General features: G+C 32.9%; 24 protein-coding genes and 1 tRNA gene. 13 read left to right on the forward strand and 12 right to left on the reverse strand.

The window, feature by feature from the left end; all coding sequences use genetic code 11:
- Positions 1-671: 671 nt before the first annotated feature.
- The 5 genes from AACL19_RS07025 to AACL19_RS07030 form a co-directional block, all read right to left on the reverse strand.
- Positions 672-848, reverse strand: a complete 177-nt coding sequence (locus AACL19_RS07025; RefSeq protein WP_410519866.1) for a group II intron maturase-specific domain-containing protein — start codon at positions 846-848, stop codon at positions 672-674.
- A 16-nt stretch (positions 849-864) separates the two neighbouring features.
- Positions 865-1,293: a reverse transcriptase domain-containing protein gene (locus AACL19_RS02145; protein ID WP_339046639.1), complete on the reverse strand. Its 429-nt coding sequence runs from the start codon at positions 1,291-1,293 to the stop codon at positions 865-867.
- Complete coding sequence (locus AACL19_RS02150; RefSeq protein ID WP_339046331.1) at positions 1,239-1,535, reverse strand: reverse transcriptase domain-containing protein; 297 nt, start codon at positions 1,533-1,535, stop codon at positions 1,239-1,241. The genes AACL19_RS02145 and AACL19_RS02150 overlap by 55 nt, the downstream gene beginning before the upstream one ends.
- Complete coding sequence (locus AACL19_RS02155; RefSeq protein ID WP_339046333.1) at positions 1,519-1,707, reverse strand: hypothetical protein; 189 nt, start codon at positions 1,705-1,707, stop codon at positions 1,519-1,521. The genes AACL19_RS02150 and AACL19_RS02155 overlap by 17 nt, the downstream gene beginning before the upstream one ends.
- A 69-nt stretch (positions 1,708-1,776) precedes the next feature.
- Positions 1,777-1,926 carry a reverse transcriptase N-terminal domain-containing protein gene (locus tag AACL19_RS07030; protein WP_410519867.1) on the reverse strand — a complete coding sequence of 50 codons (150 nt, stop codon included), beginning with the start codon at positions 1,924-1,926 and terminating at the stop codon, positions 1,777-1,779.
- Positions 1,927-3,410: 1,484 nt separating this feature from the next.
- Here AACL19_RS07030 and AACL19_RS02160 point away from each other — a divergent pair.
- Positions 3,411-3,484, forward strand: a tRNA-Arg gene (locus AACL19_RS02160).
- 8 nt (positions 3,485-3,492) lie between these two features.
- Here the strand turns inward: AACL19_RS02160 and AACL19_RS02165 are convergent.
- Positions 3,493-4,548 carry a hypothetical protein gene (locus tag AACL19_RS02165; protein WP_339046335.1) on the reverse strand — a complete coding sequence of 352 codons (1,056 nt, stop codon included), beginning with the start codon at positions 4,546-4,548 and terminating at the stop codon, positions 3,493-3,495.
- Between the two features lie 267 nt (positions 4,549-4,815).
- Here AACL19_RS02165 and AACL19_RS02170 point away from each other — a divergent pair, with 267 nt between their 5' ends.
- The 8 genes from AACL19_RS02170 (at position 4,816) to AACL19_RS02205 (ending at position 13,748) form a co-directional block, all read left to right on the forward strand.
- Complete coding sequence (locus tag AACL19_RS02170; RefSeq protein WP_339046337.1) at positions 4,816-6,354, forward strand: lysine--tRNA ligase; 1,539 nt, start codon at positions 4,816-4,818, stop codon at positions 6,352-6,354.
- A 33-nt stretch (positions 6,355-6,387) separates the two neighbouring features.
- Positions 6,388-6,801 (forward strand): nucleoside deaminase, encoded by a 414-nt coding sequence (locus AACL19_RS02175; RefSeq protein WP_339046339.1) that lies wholly within the window; start codon positions 6,388-6,390, stop codon positions 6,799-6,801.
- Positions 6,802-7,004: 203 nt separating this feature from the next.
- The gene (locus tag AACL19_RS02180; protein WP_339046341.1) at positions 7,005-8,627 is read left to right on the forward strand and encodes a ribonuclease J; all 1,623 of its coding nucleotides are present in this window, start codon (positions 7,005-7,007) and stop codon (positions 8,625-8,627) included.
- A gap of 45 nt (positions 8,628-8,672) precedes the next feature.
- A complete protein-coding gene (locus AACL19_RS02185) occupies positions 8,673-9,650 on the forward strand; it encodes a quinone oxidoreductase (RefSeq protein ID WP_339046641.1) in 978 nt (325 codons plus the stop codon).
- Between the two features lie 148 nt (positions 9,651-9,798).
- Entirely contained in the window at positions 9,799-10,368 is a 570-nt protein-coding gene (gene petA, locus AACL19_RS02190; RefSeq protein WP_339046343.1) for a ubiquinol-cytochrome c reductase iron-sulfur subunit, read from the forward strand.
- Complete coding sequence (locus AACL19_RS02195; protein ID WP_339046345.1) at positions 10,361-11,584, forward strand: cytochrome b/b6; 1,224 nt, start codon at positions 10,361-10,363, stop codon at positions 11,582-11,584. The genes petA and AACL19_RS02195 overlap by 8 nt, the downstream gene beginning before the upstream one ends.
- Positions 11,584-12,339 (forward strand): cytochrome c1, encoded by a 756-nt coding sequence (locus AACL19_RS02200; protein ID WP_339046347.1) that lies wholly within the window; start codon positions 11,584-11,586, stop codon positions 12,337-12,339. Before AACL19_RS02195 ends, AACL19_RS02200 begins: the two co-directional genes overlap by 1 nt.
- Positions 12,340-12,494: 155 nt before the next feature.
- Entirely contained in the window at positions 12,495-13,748 is a 1,254-nt protein-coding gene (locus AACL19_RS02205) for a hypothetical protein (protein WP_339046349.1), read from the forward strand.
- A gap of 264 nt (positions 13,749-14,012) precedes the next feature.
- Here the strand turns inward: AACL19_RS02205 and AACL19_RS02210 are convergent, their stop codons facing one another.
- Together AACL19_RS02210 and AACL19_RS02215 are read right to left on the reverse strand one after the other, a co-directional pair.
- Entirely contained in the window at positions 14,013-14,351 is a 339-nt protein-coding gene (locus AACL19_RS02210; protein ID WP_339046643.1) for an ankyrin repeat domain-containing protein, read from the reverse strand.
- Positions 14,352-14,581: 230 nt separating this feature from the next.
- A complete protein-coding gene (locus AACL19_RS02215) occupies positions 14,582-16,087 on the reverse strand; it encodes a UbiD family decarboxylase (RefSeq protein ID WP_339046351.1) in 1,506 nt (501 codons plus the stop codon).
- A 161-nt stretch (positions 16,088-16,248) separates the two neighbouring features.
- Here AACL19_RS02215 and purD point away from each other — a divergent pair, with 161 nt between their 5' ends.
- A complete protein-coding gene (purD, locus tag AACL19_RS02220) occupies positions 16,249-17,514 on the forward strand; it encodes a phosphoribosylamine--glycine ligase (RefSeq protein ID WP_339046645.1) in 1,266 nt (421 codons plus the stop codon).
- Between the two features lie 290 nt (positions 17,515-17,804).
- Positions 17,805-18,020 (forward strand): 50S ribosomal protein L33, encoded by a 216-nt coding sequence (rpmG, locus tag AACL19_RS02225; protein WP_339046353.1) that lies wholly within the window; start codon positions 17,805-17,807, stop codon positions 18,018-18,020.
- 15 nt (positions 18,021-18,035) lie between these two features.
- Here rpmG and AACL19_RS02230 read toward each other — a convergent pair whose 3' ends face one another.
- Together AACL19_RS02230 and AACL19_RS02235 are read right to left on the reverse strand one after the other, a co-directional pair.
- Positions 18,036-19,757, reverse strand: coding sequence for a monovalent cation:proton antiporter-2 (CPA2) family protein (locus AACL19_RS02230; protein ID WP_339046355.1), 1,722 nt, complete (start codon positions 19,755-19,757; stop codon positions 18,036-18,038).
- A gap of 10 nt (positions 19,758-19,767) precedes the next feature.
- Positions 19,768-20,328, reverse strand: a complete 561-nt coding sequence (locus AACL19_RS02235; RefSeq protein WP_339046358.1) for a thioredoxin family protein — start codon at positions 20,326-20,328, stop codon at positions 19,768-19,770.
- 115 nt (positions 20,329-20,443) lie between these two features.
- Here AACL19_RS02235 and tmk point away from each other — a divergent pair, with 115 nt between their 5' ends.
- Entirely contained in the window at positions 20,444-21,058 is a 615-nt protein-coding gene (gene tmk, locus AACL19_RS02240) for a dTMP kinase (protein ID WP_339046360.1), read from the forward strand.
- Here tmk and AACL19_RS02245 read toward each other — a convergent pair.
- A complete protein-coding gene (locus tag AACL19_RS02245) occupies positions 21,029-22,051 on the reverse strand; it encodes a P44/Msp2 family outer membrane protein (protein ID WP_339046362.1) in 1,023 nt (340 codons plus the stop codon). The genes tmk and AACL19_RS02245 overlap by 30 nt on opposite strands.
- A gap of 205 nt (positions 22,052-22,256) precedes the next feature.
- Positions 22,257-24,071, reverse strand: coding sequence for a translational GTPase TypA (gene typA / locus AACL19_RS02250; protein ID WP_339046364.1), 1,815 nt, complete (start codon positions 24,069-24,071; stop codon positions 22,257-22,259).
- Positions 24,072-24,267: 196 nt separating this feature from the next.
- Between typA and AACL19_RS02255 the strand changes: the two genes are divergently transcribed.
- Positions 24,268-25,290 carry a hypothetical protein gene (locus tag AACL19_RS02255; RefSeq protein WP_339046366.1) on the forward strand — a complete coding sequence of 341 codons (1,023 nt, stop codon included), beginning with the start codon at positions 24,268-24,270 and terminating at the stop codon, positions 25,288-25,290.

The raw sequence follows: 25,290 nt of genomic DNA on the forward strand, positions 1-25,290 counted from the left end.
CTATAATACTTAATTATTACATATTTGATAAAAAATGCAATTTTAACAGTATAAAGTGATTGCTCATCAAGATTAAAGCATAATCTAAGTCGGTATGCATAGAAAATTTGATATGTAGAATTATAATTCTGCTGGAAATAGCTATGGACAATTACAAAAGATTTTTCGGTTTAGTAAAGTACTTTACTTAGAGCTTTATAAATTATGGAATATAAGGTAAAAGGTACATGTTTTATTTTCTATAATATTTTATATGCTCATTTTAATATATACTATCCGCCTCATAGTTATCTAAGTGAGGAAAGTCACCTCTCCTCATGCATATTCCTATGTACATGATCATGACAATGCCCATGAAATAAGGTTAGGTTTTTTATGTTGTCATTATTCCTATTTTTATCCTGATGATGCACTTCTGTGACGTCATCGGATTTAAAATATAATTGACAATAATCACTTTTGCATTTTCAGCAGTTTTATTACTCGTATAGGTTTGTCTAGCACTTTACTTAAACGACTACTCCAGCATATCCAGTCTCCATCGTACGGAGATTTGGTTCCAGCCACTTTGATATGCCGTTTAATAGCATGTGTTTGATAAGATGCTTTCCATTACTTGTCATAAACCTCCAATTATCGTTTTTATACCTTTTAAAGTATTTTCTTTTTGTCTAGTATTTTCCTTTATTTGGATGTTTATGTATTGCCCACTTCCAAAGTTTCTCAAACATGGCATTATCCATTGAACTAAAGATTTTGCGTGATACTGCCGAAGTGTAATACCGACTCCACCCTCTAATAATTGGGTTAAGGTCTCTTATTACTTCTCTTTGCGGTGCTCCACGCATTTCTCCAAGCTTACGTTTAATAACCAGATTGTGTTGTTTGATGACTTGGTTTAATTAGTAACTTGTATGCTCTTTTATCCCGTTTTACTGTATATTGTCGTATTGTAAATCCAAGAAAATCAAAACCTGATTTTTCGTTCCTAAGAGGATTCAATGAATGGGAAATTCGTGTCTTTGATGACTTTAATTCTAATCTAATAGTTTTTAACCATTCCCTAATTAGAATTTCTGCCTTAAGCACAATTTGCTTACTTTCATGGAATACTACAAAATCATCGCCATAAGTAATTATGCTGAGTGACCTTCCTGCCTCTTCTCTACCTGTTCTGCCAAGTTTTTCTTTTCTATAGCTCCTTATCTCATCTACCATTGTTTCTTTTAAATAGTTTTCTAAACCATGTAGAGCAATACAAGCGAGTAAAGGAGAGATTGTTCCTCCTTGGATTGTACCACTGCAGTTGGTTTAAATATTCCATTCTCCATGATACCTGCTTTTAACCATCCTCTTATTACTTTTGTTAATGTTGATGTGGTATTGAGCTTTTCAAGCAGTTTATTATGGTTAATATTGTCAGAGCATCCAGATATATCAGCATCTAAAATAAATGTTGTCTTTCGACTCAATGCTTTAAATATAGTTTCAATGGCATCGTGACAAGATCTACCAGGCCTAAAACCATGGCTCAAATTTCGCTTCCCATCCCGGTTCTAGAGCCATCTTAACAAGCGATTGCTTTGCTCGACACGATATAATGGGTATGCCAAGCGGGCGTTTCTCAGTTTTTTCGAATTTTGGAACCCAAACACGTCTTGATGGTTTTGCTTTCTCTCTGATATCTAAAGAACTTGCTAATTGCATTCTTTCTTTTTGATTGAGATTAGCCTTTCCATCAATACCTGCGGTTCTCTTTCCTCCATTATCCTGCTCCTAACAGCTTACACTTGTTGATTTTAGTAATAATCTCTGAAGTTTATGCATCTTCTTGATATCATTACATTTAGAAGCTCGGTAAATTCGTTTTTGCAACTTGAATGAAGATTTCTCCATCTTACGCAAAATTCCATTCATACCTGACATTTTGTTGGTTCATAACATATTCACTACTATTCACAACTTTACCCTCCAGATTATAGTGTCCACGTCAGCATATCCTAAGCATTACCTTAGGCATTAGCTTTTTAGACAATCCTTCCACATAAAAGCTTATGGCTAGCTACCTACTTATATTTAAATAAATATAAGAACTTCCATGTGGTTACTCCGTTTCGTATTACCGTTTCTCGTTGTACTTAGGTTCCTACTATCTGCCGGAAGTTTAAGAACATCAAATCAGGCATGCACTATCCTGATTCCTCATTAACTTCTCATCTTTTGGTCTATGCGTAATCAACCCTTTTAGCATATTCCTTGTAACGACGGTTCCAACATAGGTTTCTTTCGCAACCATACCTAACTCTTCTTGAGAGGATTTATTATAAGGTTTAATATTACTCCTTTTTAGTTCATGCTTGCATCCTAGAAAATTGCCAATTTTCTAAAATGTGAACTACGATTTCAATCAGATGTTATTGTGGATGGAATTTAACCATCATGGCTTCATGACATCGGATCGCACTAATTTATCCTCTACATCACGTATCTTTTTAACATCAATGAGTAAAGAACTTGCCATAGATATGGTTACCATTCTAAAATATTGGTCTAGTATATATTTAAAATTAGAGTAGGCTTGCTTATCCCTTTCCTGCTGCTGTTCTTTATTTTTTTGTTCTCTATCTTCCTTACATTTTTTCTTGTACCTTTTTTCCTCCTGCTTACGTAAATCTTTTTCTTCTTCATTATTCTTTCTTTGTTTTGATATTGCACCAGTTGCCTCTGTAAGAGATTGTTCTGGATCTGCTGAACTACTACTTGCTTTTTGTTGTTCTTGCCTTTAAAGCTTTCAATTTTTGTTGCTCAAGCTTCTCTTGTGCTTGTTTTTCCTCAACATGGTAGCAAAGACAAAAAACTCGGAGCACAAAATTAAATTTGTGTAAAACTCTACCGAAAATGGCTAAATTTTAGGGTAATATTAATTTTCGAACAATACATAGAGGATTAAAAAAAACCTACGGATATAAAGAAAGAGATGAAATTTAAAGGAATTGTGGAGATGAATTGATAATACAGAACTATTGCCAAAAATGCCATAAAATCTGGAAAATAAGTAATGAAACGACCTTTGAAGGAACACTTGGTTTGAGCAATTTGTAACACCAATTTCTTTTGACAATTCCATAAATCCAAAAAAATCAGTGGCTTTATTTCCACCCTGACTTAATCTCATTATTGGTTTGCTATCAACAACCTGCTTTTTATGTGTAGTTCGGATTATTATGAGATTGCTATAAATCTTATTACAGAACAGTATGTAAATTATTAGCTGAAAATTTTTTTAACATACCCTTTATGCTAATATCAATATAGTAACTAAAAAACATTTAATATAAACATGCTATACCAATATAAAAATAAGTTTATTTAAATTTTATTTGAGAACTAATTCTGTACAATAGAAACATGCGCTTATAGCTCAGTTGGATAGAGCATTACCCTCCGGAGGTAAAGGTCGTGGGTTCAAATCCCTCTGAGCGCATTTCTTCTTTACTTAAATGAAAATTTAGTGAACGAATGCATACATGAACCTGGTGATAATGATGAGGATAATCCTAAAAACCTTAGATCATTGTTACTTGATGATGAAGTTAAATAAGGTAATGTAGATGATGAAAGTGTATTAAGAGATGATGATGGTGGCGTCCATTCTCTTGGAGTGGATGGTGTTTGCTGCATCATATCATCAGCTGAAGCTAAAAATACAGATTCAGGTGGTTCTTCTTCATTATATAAACTTGGCCACGATTTTACTTTTTTAAGAAAAAATCGTGATGATATCGACGACTCTAATATTGTACTGACATTCCTACTTGAAAGTGATACTTTAGACTTTGATATTTGCAAAGATCGTATTAAAGAACCTACACCACACGATGATGGCTTTGGGGCATCCAATAGTTTTGGTATGATATCTTCAACTAAAGGTAATACTGGATGATCCTTAACCTTTAACGTAGATGAAGGTGATATTGAAGGAAATAAAAATACACCAGATGACGGTGTAGGTGAAGGTAATAACTGTATGTGTTTAGGTGTGTTATAAGATGGTAATAATGATCTTGGACTAGATGGTAACTTTAACGCTACGTCATCAGTTAAAGTTGGTAACAATGGAGGTGTATGTATACTAAAAAAACAATGTTCATGTGATCTGAAATGCTTGCTTTTTTTTAACATTACTTTAGCATTATATAATGAAAAAAGTGTAAATGTTATTACTGTTAACATCAGTGCTATAAGTAGAAACATGTAATTTGTCTGTAATTGTTTTTCATAATAATATGATGATATATCATCATGTATGTTAAAGTGATATTGAGCCACAGCCCAAAGCTCAATTGCTAACAAACCAATGTGCAGTAGAGTAAGACTATATAGAATTATTTTATCTTCTAATCTCTCTCTTTTTGTAAGTATTTTTTTACGCCTTTTCAGGATTATATCCTCTTTATGTTTATACTTAGTGTTAAAAAAAAAATCTTTTGTTATGTAATATTTAGCATAAAAATAAATTAATATGTTAAGTAAATTAATAAATGACAAAATGAGGATCAAATGGGTGTGCTTAATTAAGAAATTATGATTGTGAGTTTGATATAGTATTAAATAGAGTATAGGGAAATGGAGTATAAGGAAATAGAGTATAGTAGCTACTTTATAAAACTTACTTTTTTTCATAGCATATAACCATCAAATGACAGTAACTCTTATATCTAAACAAGCATAAAATATCAACTATAATTTTAGAGAAGTTATTGAAATGTAAGGTGTTAGTAATACAATTTACGTTTAACAATTGAGATCAAGGCAGTGAACAGTAATTTATCTTGGCCTTTTCAGGAAGCAAAAAAGATTTTAGAACATTCGGGTAACAAAAAAGAAATTATACTTGAAGCAGGTTATGGTCCTTCTGGTTTACCACATATAGGAACTTTTGGCGAGGTGTTTCGTACAACGGTGGTAATGAATGCAATAAAAGAATTAGCGCCAGATATTAGAACAAAATTAATAGTTGTTTCCGATGACATGGATGGCTTACGTAAAGTACCAGATAATGTGCCAAATCAAAAGATGCTCAGTGAGAACTTAGATAAGTCACTAACGTCTATTCCTGATCCTTTTGGCATCTGTGAAAGTTATGGCCATTATATGAACGCTAAGTTGTGTAAATTCCTCGATTTATTTGAATTTAAGTATGAGTTTAAAAGTGCAACTGGGTGTTACAAATCTGGTATATATGATGAGAAGCTGCTGCTTCTGCTGAAAAATTATGATAAAATTATGGAAATAATGCTGCCTTCACTAGGTGAAGAGAGGCAAAAAACTTATAGCCCATTTTTGCCAATATGTGGCAAGACCGGTAAGGTGCTACAGGTACCAGTGATAGAGAGAAATTTAAGTAAAGGCACTATAACTTATAAAGGTGATTTAGGAGAGATAATTGAAACTCCAGTAACGAGGGGAAGATGTAAATTGCAATGGAAGCCTGATTGGGGAATGAGATGGGCGGCATTTAAAATTGATTATGAAGCTCATGGCAAAGATTTGACCCCATCTGCGGTACTTTCAAGTCAGATATGCAGTATACTTGATGAAAAGCCACCATTACTTTTTTGTTATGAATTATTTCTTGATAAGGAAGGTAAGAAAATTTCAAAATCAAAAGGCAATGGTGTGTCAATTGAGGAATGGCTTTATTATGCTCCATCTGAGAGTTTAGCACTTTATATCTTTCAAAATCCTAAAAAGGCAAAACGCTTATATTTTGATATAATTCCTAAATTTATGGATGAGTACTTAGAGTTTGTGAAACGCTATCATGAAAATAATGATAAAGACAGCCCAGTTTGGCATATACATAAAGGCAAAGTTCCAAAAATTAACATTGAAAATATAAACTTTACATTGCTGCTCAACCTAGCTGCTGCCTGTAATGCAGAAAATAAAGATGTTTTATGGGGATTTATTTCTCGTTATATACCGGATGCCACGCCAGAAAATAATAAGACTTTAGATAAGATGATAAGCTTTGCCACACAATATTATCATGATTTCGTAAAGCCAAATAAAGTATATAAAATTCCAAGTGACTCTGAAAAAGAAATGTTAACGGATCTAATTTACACGCTGAAATCTTTGCCTAATAAAATCACAGCAGAAGAAGTGCAAGCTCAAATATTTAATCTTGGTAAAAAGTATAAATTTGAAAACCTACGTGATTGGTTTAAACTATTATATAAGGTATTATTTGGTCAAGAAGCAGGTCCAAGAATGGGTACGTTTATTATATTATATGGAATAAACAATACCATTTCCCTTATAGAGGAAGCAAAAAGTAGATCTCAGTAACCATTTTTCAGTTTTATGTTTGATTATTGCTATATGAAAATGGCACTGGAGCAAGCTCAAAAGACAAAAGATGAAATTCCTGTTGGAACAGTGATAGTAAAGGATGGAAAAGCGGTATCTTCTGCACATAACAAGACCATTGCTTTATCTAATCCCATTGCGCATGCGGAAATTATAGCAATAAATGAGGCAACTTCATCTATGGGGAAATTATTTAACTGTGATATGTATGTGACGCTAGAGCCATGCTTGATGTGTGCTCAGGCTATTTCTTTTTCTCGAATCAGAAGGCTTTACTTTGGTGCTTATAATAAAAAAGGAGGAGGTATTGAAAATGGAGCATTTAAATTTTGCAACTATATTCCTGAAGTATATGGTGGTATGCTAGAAAGTGAGAGTTCCTTGCTACTTAAACATTTTTTTGCAAGATTAAGAGAATGTTTGTAGAAAGTGTTGTAAACTCAATTTTTATTAAGAGAATTCAAAATCTTTGATTTGCTACTTTATAATAAATTTTGGTTATTTATAATTAAGTTAAAAAGGATATAAGCTTTAGCTTTAAAAAGTATACTGCTAAGCTTTCATTTGATATTAAGGTGAAATTTTGTTAACCTAACTGTTGTTTTTATTTTTATGATGTATGAAAATTAATGGATAATAATGATTTTTTATTTATTCCGCTAGGGGGAGTTGGTGAAATAGGCATGAATGTTAGCCTATATCATTATCAAGGTAAGTGGATTATGATAGATCTTGGCATGGGCTTTGCCGGTAGCAATATGCCAGGAGTTGATTTAATAGTTGCTGATATAAGTTTTATTGCAAAGAAAAAAGAGAATCTGCTAGGTATAATATTGACCCATGCTCATGAAGATCATCTTGGTGCAATCCAGTATTTATGGAAAGACTTAGGATGTCCGGTGTTTGCAACTAATTTTACTGCTGCATTTTTAAGATCAAAGTTGAGAGAGTTTAAGTTAGAAGATGCTGTACCGATAAACATAGTTGAGCAAAATGAAAGTTTTATACTTGGTCCATTTGATATTGAATTTATTAATGTGACCCATTCAATTCCAGAAGCAAATGCAATAGCTATAGGTACTGATGCAGGAAAGATATTACATACAGGAGATTGGAAATTTGACTCAAATCCAGTTATTGGAGCAACTTCTAATACGGAACGCCTAAAAGAGCTGGGGAACCAAGGTTTACTTGCTGTTGTATGTGATTCAACCAATGCTTTTACGAAAACTGAATCACAATCTGAAAGTGGAGTTGAAGATCACATATATAATATAATACAGGAATGCAAGCAGCTGGTTGCTGTATCATTATTTGCTTCAAACGTAGCACGCATTGAAACCATTTGCAAAATTGCAAAAAAATTGGGCAGGAAAGTAGCATTATTGGGGAAATCATTATGGAGGATAGTGGAGGTCTCACAAGAGAGCGGATACTTAATTGATTATGAATTTTTAGATGCAAGAGAAGCAAGTCGTTTCTCAAGAGATAAGATGTTACTGCTTTGTACAGGTTGTCAAGGTGAGCCACTTGCTGCTAGCTCTAAACTTGCACAGAGAACTCATCCAATGTTTCAAATACAAAAGGGTGATATTATCATTTTTTCATCGAGAATGATACCTGGTAATGAACAACGAATACATAATATGTTTAACTCTTTTGTTAATATGGGAGTTGAGGTCATAACTGAAGATACAAAACACGTACATGTTTCTGGGCATCCGGTAAGAGAGGAGTTAAAGATCATGTACAGTCTTACAAAACCTAAAATTTCCATTCCTGTACATGGCGAATATATTCATATGCATGAGCATGGTAAGCTGGCACAAGAATGTGGTGTGAGTAAATCAATTATGGTTAGACCAGGGGACGTTATTGATTTAGTTGGTGCTAAAAAAATTGATTCAGTTCAATTTGGTTATTTTGGTATTGATGGAAAATTTTTGCGTAATCCAGATGGTGACGTAATGAAAATGCGTAGAAAGATGCAGAATGCTGGACTGGTAGTAGTTACAGTAATTCTAAATAAAAAGAATAAGTTACTAAAAGATCCTGTAATATTTGCTCCTGGCGTGCTTGACCATCAGAAAGATCAAGGCATTTTAAGAAAGGTATCAAAAGAAGTTGAAACTGCAGTACTTTTAAAGGATTTAAAGAAAATACGTCATAAAATCAGGCATTCTATTTGCAGTCTACTCAAAAGGCAGTTGTTAAAAGCGCCTTTAATTGAAATTCAGATAGAACAAATATAAAATAGCTTTTATGTATAATATGAAATATTTTGTATGGAAAGAGATATAGTAAAAGCACTACTTATAGAAAAGACAGGTGATCCAGAAGTACTAAAGCAGGTTAATAAAAGTGTTGGTAATCCAAGAGAAGGTGAGGTGCTTATTCGTCATAAGGTAATAGGGCTGAACCGTTATGATTTAGAGTGTAGAAGAGGAATTCATAAGTTGGCAAAATTTCCTATAATATTGGGAAGGGAAGCTACAGGTATTGTTGAAAGAGTTAGTGCAACCGGTAATAATAACTTTAGGGTAGGGGATAGAGTTGCCTATTGCACTGCTCCCCTTGGTGCTTATTGCGAAAAACGCATTATTGATCAAAAATATTTAATTAAAATTCCTGATGATGTATCTGATGAAGTTGCAGCAGCTGTGCTTTTTAAAGGAATGGCAGCACATTATCTTTTATATCGGGCATACAGGGCATTGCCTGGTGCCTTTTTATTAGTGCATGGTGCAAACGGTGGAGTAGGGCAGATATTATGTCAATGGGCAAGTCATATAAAATGCAAGGTTATAGGTACCGTTAGTTCTGATGATAAAAAAGAGATTGCAGTGCATAACGGTTGTCAATATGCAATAAATTATAACGATAGAAATTTTATTGAACAAATCATGAAAATTACGAATGGAAAAGGAGTAAATGCTGTTTATGATCCATTAGGTTTAGTTACAAGTAAAATATCTTTTGAGTCTTTATCCATATTTGGAGTGTATGTTTCTTACGGTCAAATATCTGGTGCTGCTCCTAACATAAATTTGTCAATGCTTAGCTCTCGTTCTCTATTTGTTACAGGTGCTTCGATACATCATTATAAAAGCAATATATTTGAGGTAGGGCTAACTGTAATGGAAATTTTTGCAATGATAAAAAGAGGTTATATTAAGGTACATATTAATAAAAGATATAGATTTGATGAAATTAAAAAAGCTCATGAAGATATGGAAAATAGGAAACTAAGCGGGCTAAATATTATTATTGTATAGTCTTACTAATAATTCTAAAATAATTAGAATTACAAATAACTTTAAAAATAAATTATCGTATAATTTTTATTTGTTATATAGTTAAATATTTTCTATAATTTTCAGCATATTTTGAAGCTAATGTTTATAGGGAGTGGTAAGTAGTGGAATGACTGGTTCTATATGCGATAAAGAAGTACGTAACAAAGAGCTCAAACAAAGTAAGAGAAGAGATTTTATCATTTTAACTGCAGGAACTATGGCTGGCCTTGGTATTGCTAGTGCAGTTTGGCCATTAGTAAGATCAATGAACCCATCTGCTGAAGTTCTAGCTATGTCGACTATAGAAGTTAGTTTATCAGGTATCAAAGAAGGGCAGGGGATAAAAGTAAAATGGAGAGGAAAGCCTGTTTTTATTCGTAGGCGTACAAAGCAAGAAATTGAAGCAGCACGCGCTGTTGATATAAAGGCTCTGCGTGATCCGCAACCTGATGAGCAGCGTGTTCTTCCTGGTAAGGATGAGTGGCTAATAATGCTTGGAGTTTGTACTCATCTTGGTTGTGTACCAATTGATCATATGACTAAAGATGGCAATGGTTGGTTTTGTCCTTGCCATGGTTCATATTATGATACTTCAGGACGTATCATCCGTGGTCCTGCACCACTTAACTTAATTGTACCTGATTATTTTTTTCCTAGTGGTGATGTCGTTGTAATTGGCAAGAAATCTTATGCGTAAAACTAAAAACATAAAGAAAGAAGGTAGTGGTATTTTAGATTGGATAGAGTATAGGTTACCAATATTCTCATTTCTAAAGCATGCTGCATCTTATCAAGTGCCTAAAAACTTAAACTATGCCTGGAATTTTGGTTCACTTGCTGGCATAGCGCTAATTTTACAGATTATCACTGGTATTTTTTTAGCTATGCATTATACCCCCCATGTTGATCATGCTTTTAGCAGTGTTGAGCGTATAATGCGCGATGTAAATTATGGTTGGCTTATACGCTACACTCATGCAGTTGGTGCATCGCTTTTTTTTATGGTGATATATGTTCATATACTGCGTGGTTTATATTATGGCTCATATAAAAAACCACGTGAACTGGTGTGGTTTATTGGGATATTTATATTTTTTGCAATGATGGCAACTGCTTTTATGGGCTATGTCCTTCCTTGGGGGCAGATGAGTTTTTGGGGCGCAACTGTTATTACTAATCTATTTTCTGCAATACCTATAATCGGAGAAAACATAGTAAAGTGGTTATGGGGTGGTTTTTCTGTTGACAATCCAACTCTTAATCGTTTCTTTGCACTTCATTACTTACTACCTTTTGTTATTATTGTCTTAGCATTTCTTCATATTGTTGCACTGCATAGATTTGGTTCTGGTAACCCAAGTGGGATTGAAGTAAAATCAAGCAAAGATACAATATCTATATACCCATACTATATTGCAAAAGATTGCATAACTTTTAGTTTATTTTTTATATTGCTATTTTTATTTGTTTTTTATGCGCCTAATTACCTAGGACATCCAGATAATTATATAGAAGCTGATCCTATGGTAACGCCTGCACATATAGTTCCTGAGTGGTATTTTTTACCTTTTTATGCTATTCTGCGGTCAATACCTAACAAGCTTATGGGAGTAATTGCAATGTTTGGCTCAATTATAACATGGTTTTTACTGCCAGTACTTGATAAGGCTAAAACTAAAAGTGGTGCGTATCGCCCTATATTTAAAATATTCTTTTGGATTTTTGCAGCAAATTTCTTCTTTCTTGGTTGGCTTGGTGGGCAAGGAGTTGAAGAGCCTTATATTACTTTAAGTAGAGTTTCTACGCTTTATTACTTTTCTTACTTCTTTATCATTTTGCCATTACTTAGTAAATATGAAAAGCCAGTGCAGCTGCCTAGTTCTTTAAGTGGCACTATATCTGAGACAAAGTGATGTTAACTCGAATCTTGTTATTTATAATATTTTCTTTTATATCTTTACAACTACATGCTGATGATTTTCATCCTACTAATCCGAAAAAAATAAAATGGAAATTTGAAGGGATCGTAGGTTCATTTGATAGGGAAGCAGTGCAGCGTGGTTATAAAGTATACAAAGAAGTTTGTGCCGCATGTCATTCTATGAATAAAATAGCATTTCGCAATTTAAAGGAAGTTGGTTTTTCAGAAGAATTAGTCAAATCCATAGCAAGTTCATATCAGGTAACAGATGGTCCTAATGATACAGGAGATATGTTTGAAAGACCTGGAACTCTTTCTGATTATTTCGTGCCACCGTTTGCGAATAAACAGGCTGCTATGGCTTCTAACAATGGTGCCTTTCCACCTGATTTATCTTTAATTATCAAAGCTAGGCATGATGGTGCAAATTATGTCTATTCATTACTTACCGGTTATGAGAATAATCAAGCAGATGAAAACGGCTTATATTTTAATCCATATTTTGCTATAGGTAAGCTTAGTATGGCTCCTCCTTTATCTGATGGCCTTGTTGAATATGAAGGAGATAGGCAATCAACTGTTGAGAATATGGCTTACGATGTTGTAAACTTCCTGCAATGGGCAGCTGAACCTGAAATGGAGGTAAGACATAGGCTAGGATTAAAAGTAACAGGTTTTCTTGTAATTTTAACAGTGTTTTTCCTACTTGCTAATAGGAGAGTTTGGTTTAGCTTATCCAATAAATAGAAAAAATTAGAACTTACTTCTTCTTGAACAGAATTTTAAGTGGTTTTTTATCTTAAGTAATTCAAATGTATATATCTTAATAAAGGTAGGCTTGCATTGATTTTTATTATTAGATATACTAATATAGTAATAATTAAATAAAGAAATGACATAGTATGTACGAGAAAAGAAGATATAAAAATAATGTATCTGAGGAAAAACAATATAAAGAATTAATCAGGGTAATGAATTGGTTAAAAAAAGATGAATTTGATTATGATAAATGTTTAGATTATCGTAAAAAAGTGGATGAGCTAGATAAATTGAAAAAAGACGGTACACCATATAGTTGTATTTTACAGTGCTTAGATATAAAACTTGAGATGACTGAATTGTCAGAAGACACTAATAATACAACTACTCTTGATGAAATTGACGAGTATCATCAAAAATTAGAATTAATTCCTGATAAGATAAAAAGAATTAACACTAATGAAATTAAATTAGACGGAGGAATATTGAATGTTAAAAAAGAAATAAATGTTCTTAAGGGTATGCTTGTATCTAATGTGGAGAAATTGAGAGAAAGACTTAGCAGAAAGAAAAGCGAACCTGAAGAGAAAGCTCGAGAAAGAAAATTACAAGAACAACAACAGAAAGTAAATGGTAGTTCAATAAACACAGAACAATCTTCTACAGAGGCAACTGGTGCAATACTAAAGCGAACAAAAAAACATAATGTTATAAAAACAAAACGTCGTCTAAAAGAGCACACTACAGTTTTGCAAAGGACAAAATGGCAAATTTTTAAGATATTTGGAGTGATATTTATATCATGCTGCTTCATCAGTATTATATTAAAGTTAGTAATTGATCAATATCAATCTATACAAAACCATGAGATGGTTCCTTCTTTGAATAAGCTTGAAGAAATAATTGCAAGGGATATAGTAAAATTAAGGTCTATGGTCCCTCCTAATCAAAATAATGCAAAAATTATATCTTTGCAAGAGTGTGAAGAAATAACAAGGTGTCACTCTAAACTGCATATTTTTTCTGAAGAGTGTTCTGATCATCAAAAGATTGAATTGTTGCGAGGCCATGGAGAACAAGGGTGTATAGGAATAGTAAAAAAATATAGTGATAAAAAACTTGCTTCATATACTAATTGCATAAAATATGAAGTAGGTTCTTTTCAAGGAATACCCTCTAGGGATATAATACAAAAAGGAGAAGTTTTCTCTATAGGGAAAGTAGGTTCTTATTTGGAAAATATAGGAGTAACTCCTTCAATAGAAGTAATAGAAGAAGATTGTTCTATAAAATGTGTAAAAAAAAATATTTCTCAAATAATAGAAATAGAAAACTGTCCTTCAGGACAAGTATGTATGACAATATGTATAAATGGTGTTGTTGTTATTCCTAGATAATACTATCAATTGTATCCCTTATTGCAGAGTGGGTATTGTTATTATTGACGATAAATAAATGTACTTAGAATATTTTAATGCAAATTCCTCCAACAGGAAAGTGCAATGATTGTACAAGTAATTCGGAAAAATAAAAAATTTCAGCAGGATTTTTTGCAGATTCGATAAATGGTTTGTATGGGATTTTTGAATTTCATGGCTGTTCACAGAGCCTAGTACTCAAATTACTACATTTGACAAACACAACCACTAAAATTTTCCATATCACAAAAATGCTACTAATTCTCTTGATTCTTGATAAGCGGCGTTGTGTAAAGGTGTTGATTTATGCTGATCTTCAGAATGTATATTTGCACCATTTTTTACAAGAAATATTGCAGCCTCCTCTTTATCAAATTCAATAGCTATACTTAAAGGTGTTGAATTCTGTCCTTTCCTGCCTTTACGACCCTTATCGATATCTGCACCGTACTTTAGGAGCAGCTCTATAATTTCTATGTCGCCTTTTTTAGCAGCAATATATAAAACAGTTTCTTCATGTAAAATACTACGTACAGCATTAGGATTTGCTCCTTTCTCCAATAAAGAACGTATTTCTTCTATGTTTCTACTGCATCAATTAATTATTCTTCAAGCAACATAAATCCCCCTATAAGCTTTATAGTAATTATTAGTATTACAAAAATGATATTAAATTTTGTAAATTTTAAAGTTAGTATTTTAGTTTTGTGTAAAAAGAATTATAAAATAAGCACTTAAACACTGTATACTTAAAATTGTAGAACAGCTTTTTTTATTGTTTTTTTATTCTTTTTGAACTTACTTATATTCCTCTATGTTTCTTTGTTTAATCCGAACTTATAAAACCCATATTTTTTCCAATTTTCTGTAACTTTTTCTATTATCTTTTCATCCATAGTGATTATTTCTCCCCACTCTCTTTTTGTTTCAGGTGGCATCTTATTTGTTGCATCAAGCCCTATCTTGCCTCCTATTCCAGCTTCTGGTGAAGCAAAGTCTAAGTAATCAATAGGGGCATTTTCTATGATTGTTATGTCACGCACAGGATCCATCCTTGTTGATATTGCCCATACTACCTCTTTCCATTCTCTTATATTAATATCATCATCTGTTACTATAACGAATTTCACATATAAAAATTGTTTTAAGTATGAAATTATTCCCATAATTATTCTTTTTGCATGGCCTGGATAAGATTTTTTAATTGAAGCTATAGCTATCCTATATGAACATCCTTCTGGCGGTAGCCAAAAATCAACTATTTCAGGAAATTGGCCGGTAAGTATCGGTATGAATATCTCATTTAATGCTTCTCCTAAGGTAGATGGTTCATCCGGAGGCTTGCCAGTATAGGTGCTTAAGTAAATAGGATTTTTTCGCATTGTAATTGCAGTTATGTTAAATTCTGGGAATTGATCAACTGAATTGTAATATCCAGTATGATCACCGTAAGGACCTTCACTCCGGTAATTATCTAAACTCACATATCCTTCTAAAACGATTTCAGCATTTGCTGGAACTTTAAGAGGAGCTGTGACACAATCGACTAATTCAACTGATTTTCCATTCAGTAGCCCTGCAAATTGATATTCAGATAATGTTTCCGGTACAGGAGTTACAGCAGCCAAAATTGTTGCTGGATCTGATCCAATCACTACAGCAGCTGGAAGTGCGGTTCTGTTTACTTGTTTCCAACGTCTATAATGGCTAGCAGCACCACGATGTGCTAGCCATCGCATTAATGTTGTGTTTTTATTTACAACTTGCATGCGATATACACCTAAATTGAAATTATCCTGCTTGTTACCTGTTGGTCCCTTTGTTACAACAATTGGCCAAGTAATAAGAGGTGCTGGTTCATTCGGCCAGCAAGTCTGAATTGGTAATTTTCTTAAGTCGATTTCTTCCCCTTGCAATATTATTTCTTGACATGGAGCTTTCTTGATTGTTTTAGGCTTCATTGATAACAAGGTCTTAAGTAGTGGTAACATTTTGAATAGCTCTTTAACATTTTCCGGAGGAGTAGGTGACTTTAAAAATGCTATAAGCCTACCTATGTCTTTTAATTTATCAGGTGTTGTTCCCATACCCAGTGCTATTCTTTCTACAGTGCCAAATAAGTTAACTAATACTGGCATTGAGCTCTTACCATTTTCACTAACAACATTTTCAAATATTATAGCCGGTCCTTTTTTAAGTAAGACCCTTCTATGTATTTCTGTTATTTCAAGTATTGTAGAAACTTGTTCTTTTATTCTGATTAACTGATCGCTTTTTTCTAGTTTTTTTAAAAAATCACGTAGACTATTATAAGACATTTACTATTTAAAGCTGGTAAAAGAAAAATGGTTATAAACTAAGGTAATATAGTAACTTTATAATATAAGTAATCAACATTTTGTTTACTAATAGTATATTTGCTATAAAATAAAGTACGGGGCTTTTTGGGATAAGAATGGCGGCAGAAGAGGAAAATAAAATAAACGTATTAGTTATTGGTTCTGGTGGACGTGAGCACGCGATTTTATGGTCATTGAAAAAATCACCACTTCTAGGAGAGCTTTACGTGTTACCAGGAAGCGATGCAATGAAAGGCTTGGCAATGCAGATAGATACAAATATTAATAATCCAATTAATGTAATAAAAGCTTGTAAAAACAGAGACATTGAACTAGTAGTTATAGGGCCAGAGGAATATATAATAAATGATTTAGGAGGTACTTTAAGAGCAGAAGGGATTTATGTTTTTGCTCCAAATGGATCTTCAGCAAAATTAGAGTCATCTAAAAGCTTCACAAAGGAGTTATGTGAACAGTATGGGGTACCTACAGCAGAATATGGTTATTTTGTTAATATAAACGAAGCTAGACAATTTGTTGATAAAATGAAAAAGCCGGTAGTTGTGAAAGCAGATGGTCCTACATCAGGAAAAGGAGCAATAGTTTGTAAAACAATCGAAGAAGCATATTCAGCAATAGATTTAATGCTAGTACATAAAAAGTTTGGCGCAGCTGGTGAGTCTATAATCATAGAAGAGTTCTTAGAAGGAGAGGAAGCTAGTTTTTTTGCTTTTGTTGATGAGACAAACTTTACAATTTTAGGTTCAGCTCAGGATTATAAAACCGTAAATGAAAATAATGAAGGAGTGAATACAGGTGGAATGGGTTCATATTCACCAGTATTAATTATTACTGAAGAAGTAAGGCATCAGATTATTAAGCAGATTATCTATCCTACTATCCATGCCATGAAAGAAATAGGTAGACCTTTTACGGGTATATTATTTGCTGGTTTGATGATAACCAAAACTGGACCCAAGCTTTTAGAATATAATGTGAGATTCGGTGATCCAGAAACTCAAGCTATATTACCAAGGCTAGAATCAGATTTACTCAAGTTTATTTGGCTGACAGCAAAAGGAGAGTTAGGTACTGAGCAAATACAATTTAACAAGGATGCTACAGTATGTGTAGTAGTAGCAAGTAAAGGTTATCCAGGTGAGTATCAAAAAAACTCAATTATTAGGGGGTTAGATAAAATAGAAAAGCTTCCTGATATACTTGTATTCCATGCTGGAACTAAATTAGATGAAAATAATAATTGGATATCAAATGGTGGTAGAGTGCTTAATATAGTTGCAAGAGGAAAAAATATTGAAGAAGCAAGGTATAAAGCTTACGCGGCATTAGATATGTTAGATTGGCCTGAAGGTTTCTTTAGATACGATATAGCTAAGCATTCATAGTTATAATACTTACATTTTTAATATGTAATGTTAGATTATTATAATGGAAATTATGAATACTAAGTTAATTCTACTTTAGAAGAATGTTATTTATAATGATCTACCTAGTTGAACTATACTATACTTTAAAGGTTATCTAATTTACTAAATAAAGAGAGTATTAATAATAAATATGGATAGTGATAATACCTACTGTTTTAGCGTTATTGAAATTTTTTGATATTGACTTTCTTGTTTAAGAAAGTAAAATTTTACCTTCTTCAAGTGTATTTTAAACAATAGGATGAAAAATGGCTGCAAAGAAAAAAACTGTTTTACTAGTAAAACTTGTAAGTACAGCTAAAGTTGTAAAAACAAAAGCTGATGGTACAAGCGAAGAGAAATCCACTGGTTATTTTTACGTAAAAAAACGTAATCCTAAAAAATTAGTAAATAAGTTATCTTTCCGCAAATATGATCCAGTAGTTAGAAAGCATGTTACGTTTAAAGAAGAAAAACTAAAGTAACAGATTATTTTTTATTTATAAATAAGGATCATCACCATCTAAATCTTGCAGGATTGCATAGTTGCCCTTTCTAAACCTACGTTTTAAAGATGCAATAGTATTTTCACTCACACCACTTAAGTTTAATGCTGCGGCACCTAGTTGCAGTCCAATTTCGAAACTTTCTGGGACTATCTTACTCACTCCAAGATTCTTATATGCTGCTGAGTTACTTAAATCATAGAGTCTGATAATGATATTTAAATCTTGAAACTTTTGTGCAATCAAAGATACAATTTTTTTTATTGTAACTTCATTTCTTATTGAAATAATAAGAGTCTGGGCTCTCTCAATACCAATAGATTGCAGCATTTCAAGTTTTGTTACGTCACCAAGATATATAGGGAATCCTTCATTTTTCCCCTCTCTGACTATTTGTGGTTGGATATCTACAATAACATAGCTTAAATGTTCAGTAGCTAACATTTTTGTTACCATGCGCCCAGCTCTGCCAAAACCAGCAACTATTACGTGATTATCAAGATCTTTGGTGTCCATAATTAATTCTTTGGTATTTAGAATAATTTTTTCGTCACTTGCAATGTTAGTGATCCAGTCTCCTAAACTTGCTAAAAGTGGAGTAAATGCCATGGTAACTGTAGTTAACATCATCAGTATTTGTGCAATATTACTTGGGAGAACGTTAAATTGATTTGCTAGCCCGAATAATATAAATGCAAATTCTCCACCTTGAGACAGTAATAACCCTGCATGTATCGCAGAAGTCACTTGAAAGCGAAAAAACCTACATAATGTATAGATTATAGATGCTTTTAAAGCTATCAAACTGATAGATAGTAGCATAATTAATGGTAGCTGACTAAGTAACAGCTTGATATCTATCGACATGCCTACAGTCATAAAAAATAAACCAAGAAACAGGTCTTTAAATGGTAATATTGTTTGTTCTACTTCATACCTATATTCTGTTTCTGCGACAAGGAGCCCAGCTACAAAAGCTCCTAAAGCCATAGAGAGGTTGAATTTTTCAGTAATAAAAGCTGCTCCCAGTACAATTAAGAGTGTTGTTGCTATGAATATCTCACTGTTCTTCATTGTCGCTATTATAGTAAATAATGGTCTTAAAAGTAACCTTCCAACTATAAATATTAAAATCAGTGCAACTGCTGCCTTCGTAAAAGCATATATTAAAGGCTTAATTAAACCCTGATCAGAATGGCCAGCCAGCAAAGGAAGTAGCACTATCAGTGGAACAACAGCAAAATCTTGCAGTAGTAATATAGCTATTGATAGCCGTCCAACTTGAGTTGCCTGATGGCCCCTATCTTGTAGTACTTGTAACACTATTGCTGTTGATGACAGTGCAAGCCCACCACCAATTACTACTGCAGTGTTAGAATCTACCCCAAAAGCGTATGCAAGACCCCATATTGATAGTGTAGTTACAATTACCTGGAGAGAACCAAAACCAAAAACATGCACACGCATGGCAATCAGTCGTTCAAAAGTAAGCTCAAGCCCAATAACAAACAATAAAAACACTACCCCAAATTCTGCAAAATTATCTATTACTTCAGGAGCATGTATTAAATTAAATCCGTGAGAGCTAATTAATGCTCCAGCAACAAAATATCCTAAGACTGGACTAATGCGCATTTTCCAAAATGCAACAACAATAAATACAGCTGCAAATAATAAAATTATTATATCAAATAAATACTCTGTATTGTTATGCATCTTACTTAATTTATCCTTTCCATTTTATTGAACATCCTATACTTGATCTTTGATTTTCTATAGGCCTTCCAGTAGTTGCTGTATATACCATAGCATTAAACAAATCATGATCTTTTTGCTCATTATTAATTTCATTCATTCCTGATTTGTCAAAACATCCACGATAACATAATTTTAATTCTGAATTGAAACCGAAAAAATCAGGTGTACAAACCGCACCATATTTTTTAGCAACTTCTTGAGTGTCATCGATTAAATATGGAAAGTTGAATTTATGTTCTTTTGCAAATAAAACCATATTTTCATAAGAATCTTCAGGATAGCTTTCAGTATCATTAGGCATAATGGCAACAGCACCAACGTTATGTTTTGTGTGCAGTTCTTCTACATCATGTACCAATTTAGTAATAATCGCTTTAACATAAGGACAATGATTACATATAAACATCACAACCAACCCTTTAAAACCGCGAAAATTGTTTAAGCTATAATATCTGCCATCAATCCCTAGTAAATTGAAATCTTGAGCTGAGAAATTCGTATCCAAATTTGGTGTACTTAAAGCAACCATAACACCCTTGTATAAATAGAATGGAGTTAAAATTATGCAAGATTTACAGCTAGATGTCAAATCTATAGATAAAGATAGCAAAATTTGTTTTACATATGTATAAATTTTTATTTTTATGTTTATAACTATTGAAGGTATAGATGGGTCGGGAAAAACCACTGCATCTAATTTTCTTACTGAATATTTACAATTAATATATGGAGAGGAAAAAGTAATACTCACTCGGGAGCCGGGAGGGACTGATTTTGCAGAGGATATAAGGGAATTATTACTAAAAAATAATCAGATTGATCCCATTGCTGAACTTCTACTGTTTACATCAATGCGCAAAGAACATGTAGAAAAACTAATACGTCCTGCACTTAAAGAGAAAAAAATTGTCATTTGCGACCGCTTTATCCATTCAACAATTGCTTATCAAGGGTATGGATATGGTATTGATATTAAAGTTATCAAAGAGCTACATAAAATAGCAGAGATTCCATATCCTGATATAACATTCATCCTTGATGTTGAAATAACTGTTGGGCTGCGACGTGCAACCCATAAAAATAAATATGAGGAAATGGGAATAGATTTTTACAATAAAGTAAAAGATGGCTTTTATGATATTGCCCTAAGTGATTCAAACCACTGCCATATTATTAAGTCAAATAGCGATCTAAGTCATCAGCAAATACTAACCATTATCAAAGAGAAATTAGAAGTTATAAACCATACCAACCTCTAAACCATAAACACTAAACTTGTGAGTAACAGTTGCAGTGGTTGAGGCAACACGTGTGGTGTGATTATAGTGGTAATTTTCATGGAACTGGCTATTAATAATCACATTATTTAAAATTCCCGCATCACCGACTGGAATTTTAGTTGTAGGTAAAATATTATTAAATTCATCGTAAAAAATACCAAAGCGTCTTAGACCAACAAATATTTGAGCTTTCTCAGTAAATGTATATTGTGCACCAAGTTTTAGTTGATAGGCAGGAGCATAATAACTTTTTCCTAAAAATTTAATTTTAGTCAGCCCCAAACCGCCACCAACGTATGGAACAATATATGGATTTGTATTTAAAGCATAATAAACATTCATCAGCATAGCTCGATTGTGGAAGCCTTCGTCCTTTATCTTAAACACAGCTTTTGCACCAGTGAAATTAAGTGATGTGTGATTAACAGCATTAAATCCAGCTTGTTGTTGCCCTCCCCAAGGAAGTGGCCATCGTTTTACCTGTTGTGTTGTTGATTGGAGTGTACAAGAAGAGCTAGTGGCAGTTTTCCACTTTGAATCACAGTTTGTTCCGGCTGCAGCTGAACTGCTGCGGACAAGTTCAACATACCCAGCTTTATCTTTATCTCCATATTCCTCGTCATCTAAGTTAAGCTGTGAATATAAACCTTCAAGCTCTATTCTAGATGGTAGTAGAAGTGAGAGCATAAATGGTAAACGTGATGTATTTAACTGATACCCAATTGCACCGCCACCAGCAAAGCCGGGTGTGTATTTAGGCTCATAACCTTCTACAAGTTCTTCATCTGAATTGAAGCTCATAACCTTTTTTGTTATATTACCTGCCTCTTCCTTACCAGAAAAATCTCCAATGTTGTTACCATATGCACCAAAATAGCTGCCTTTAAAATAAAAACTTTTTAAGTTGTTTTCAGCACAATATGCAGATGAACAAAAAAACAAAATCATCAGTACAAATATACTTCTTAACATAAAATTCTCTCCAATTAGATTAGATTAGATTAGATTATACTAGTTTTATCATAAATAATATATTGTCAATTTAAAAGAAATATATGTATGTTCACATTTCTTCTTAAATTACAGAATACTATCGTTACAGTAAAAATATATATGTCAAGAATTTTTAGCGTAAAAGTTGAAATATTTTAAATTAATTCAATTTAAAAGATATTTTTTATTCTTTACGCATTGACCTGCTGAGACGTTTGCGTTCGTTAGGGTCAAGATACATCTTACGCAATCTTATAGATTTTGGTGTCACTTCAACCAGCTCATCATCATTTATATATGCTATCATTTCCTCAATCGTCATTAGTTTTGGCGGAGTGAGTTTTATTGCCTCATCCGATCCTGATGCCCTCACATTTGTCAGCTGCTTGCCTTTTAGAACATTTATCTCTAAATCATTATCACGATTATGCTGACCAACTATCATCCCGCAGTATACTTTATCTTGTGGCTTTACAAACATTATTCCCCTATCTTGCAAGTTAAAGATAGCATATGCAACTGCCTCACCTTTATCTGTAGAAATTAAAACACCATTGCGTCTACCTGATATTGCTCCCTTATAAGGCTCATAGCTGTGAAATAGACGATTGATAATGCCTGTACCACGAGAATCAGTTAAAAATTCTCCCTGATAGCCAATAAGTCCACGAGAAGGAGCTAAAAACGCAAGCCTCACTCTGCCACTTCCTGAAGGGCGTATATCTTGCATCTCACCCTTACGGAAACTTAATTTTTCCATTATTATGCCGCTGAACTCTTCATCAACATCTATAATAACTTCTTCTATAGGCTCAAGTTTCTTGCCATTTTCTTCTTTAAATAACACTCTAGGTCTTGATACAGAAAGCTCAAAGTCTTCCCTTCTCATAGTTTCAATGAGTACTCCAAGCTGCAGCTCTCCTCGTCCACCAACTTCAAAAGCATCACTTTTTTCTGTTTCTTTTACCGTAATTGCCACATTTGTTTCTGCCTCGCGCAAAAGACGTTCTTTAATGACAGTAGAAGTCAATTTTATCCCTTCTTGACCTGCAAATGGCGAGCTATTGACGCTAATTGTAACAGCCATTGTTGGTGGATCAACAGGAGTTGACTTGATTGGTTCCAATATTTCCAGAGCAGTAATACTATCAGATACTGAGGCTTTCTCCATTCCAGCAATTGCAATTATATCTCCTGCTCTTGCTTCTTCTATACTGATGCGCTTTAATCCAGAAAATGCAAAGAGTTTTGTTAAACGTCCTTGCTCTACAACTTTACCATCAAGGCCTAATACTTTTACATTTGAGTTAATTTTAGCTACGCCTTGATATACCTTGCCCGTAAGTATTCTTCCAAGAAAATTATCTGATTCAAGTAATGTTACTAACATTGCAAACGGAGCTTCATAGTCATAACTAGCTGGTTTTACATGTTCTAATACTGTTGTAAATAAAGGAGTGAGATCTTGCCTATCATCTGATAAATCATTCACACACCAACCATTTCTCCCTGAAGCATAAAGAATCGGAAAATCAAGCTGTTCATTAGTTGCATCTAGGTTAATAAATAATTCAAATATTTCATCTAATACTTCCGTCACTCTGCTATCAGGCCTATCAACTTTATTGATTATAACTATTGGATGCAATTTTGCTTTTAGGGCTTTTCCAAGCACAAATTTTGTTTGCGGCATAGGTCCTTCTGAAGCATCTACTAAAAGCAACACCCCATCTGCCATGGATAATACTCTTTCTACTTCTCCACCGAAGTCTGCATGTCCTGGAGTGTCTATTATATTAATCTTTTCATTATCCCACATAACAGCAGTGCATTTTGCTAGTATTGTTATTCCACGTTCTCGCTCTTGATCGTTGCTATCCATGACGCGCTCACCAATTTCTTGGTTTTCACGAAACGTGCCACTCTGTTTTAACATATTATCAAGCAAAGTAGTTTTACCGTGATCAACGTGGGCGATTATTGCTATATTTCGAATCATAATTTAAAAAACTTATTAGAACCTTAAATTTTATTAAAAATTCAAGATAAGTCTATAAGTAAAAAGCTTAAAAATTGTATAAATAGCAAAATATAGTTACTGGTTTTCAAAGTTGCAAAAAAAATATCAACATTAATATATATGAAAAACACACTTTACACGTGTAAATATACATTATTATCTACTCATAATATATATGTTATCTTTCTTTAAAAGGATTTTTCTCTTTATAAACAAGGTTTATTATTCAGGATTTAATAAAAAAATCTTAAATGGGATAAATAAAAATAAAGATGTGTTCTTGGAGATACTACAATTTCCAAGAAGAAGCAGAAAATTTGTTTCTAAAGTGTTTGCTAGTAAGGAAATCTTAAACTGTTTTAAGCTATTTTTAGCTGCACATAAAAGAAATGGAGAAGCGTACAGCAGAGATAATATAAAAAATATATTTATTGATTTGGATATTTCAAAAGACGAAACAAAGCTGATTGAGCTTCTGCTTAATAATGATATTCCAATATATGGTAATAACCCAGAAGAGCTTAGCATAAAAAGAGTGCTGAATACGTATATCGATGTAAAAAAAGATTATAAGCTCTTAGAAAAATTACTATCTGGCTATAAAGATAAAAAAATAAAGGCAACTAATATTTGTAGAATATTTTCTTTTTATAACGTTCCAGATAAAACAAGGAAATGCAATAATTTAGAAGGAATAAAAGAATATTTAGAATTTGTTGATTTTCTATCAACATATTTTGTTGGTTCTGTTGGTAAGGAAAACATTGGTAAAATATTTTCTTATGATGATATTACTTTTAATAAGATAAAAAATGAAGACAACAGAGAGCTTTTAAGACTTCTCTTACAACATCAAGCTACCTATAGCGTTGATAAAATAAAAGATATATTCTCTTTTAAGGATGATACATTTGATAAGATAAAAGAGAATACAAAGCTAACTGGATGTCTTCTAAAGTATGCATTTGATGTGTCTAATATAAAATATCTTTTTTCCAAGGGAAATTCTTGTTTTGAAGCGATTAAGAAGAATCCTGAGCAAATAATAAAGTATGTATCAGATCATAAATTGGACTTTGCTAATATTAAAAAGATAAATGTTGATGAAAGTAAATTATCTATAGAATTAACAATTCCAAAGAGTCAATTGGATAATCCTTCTGCAGAAGGATTTAAAAAACAACAAAGCATTAAATAG

This window comes from Candidatus Mesenet endosymbiont of Agriotes lineatus, from assembly GCF_964019585.1.
Taxonomy (GTDB): domain Bacteria; phylum Pseudomonadota; class Alphaproteobacteria; order Rickettsiales; family Anaplasmataceae; genus Mesenet.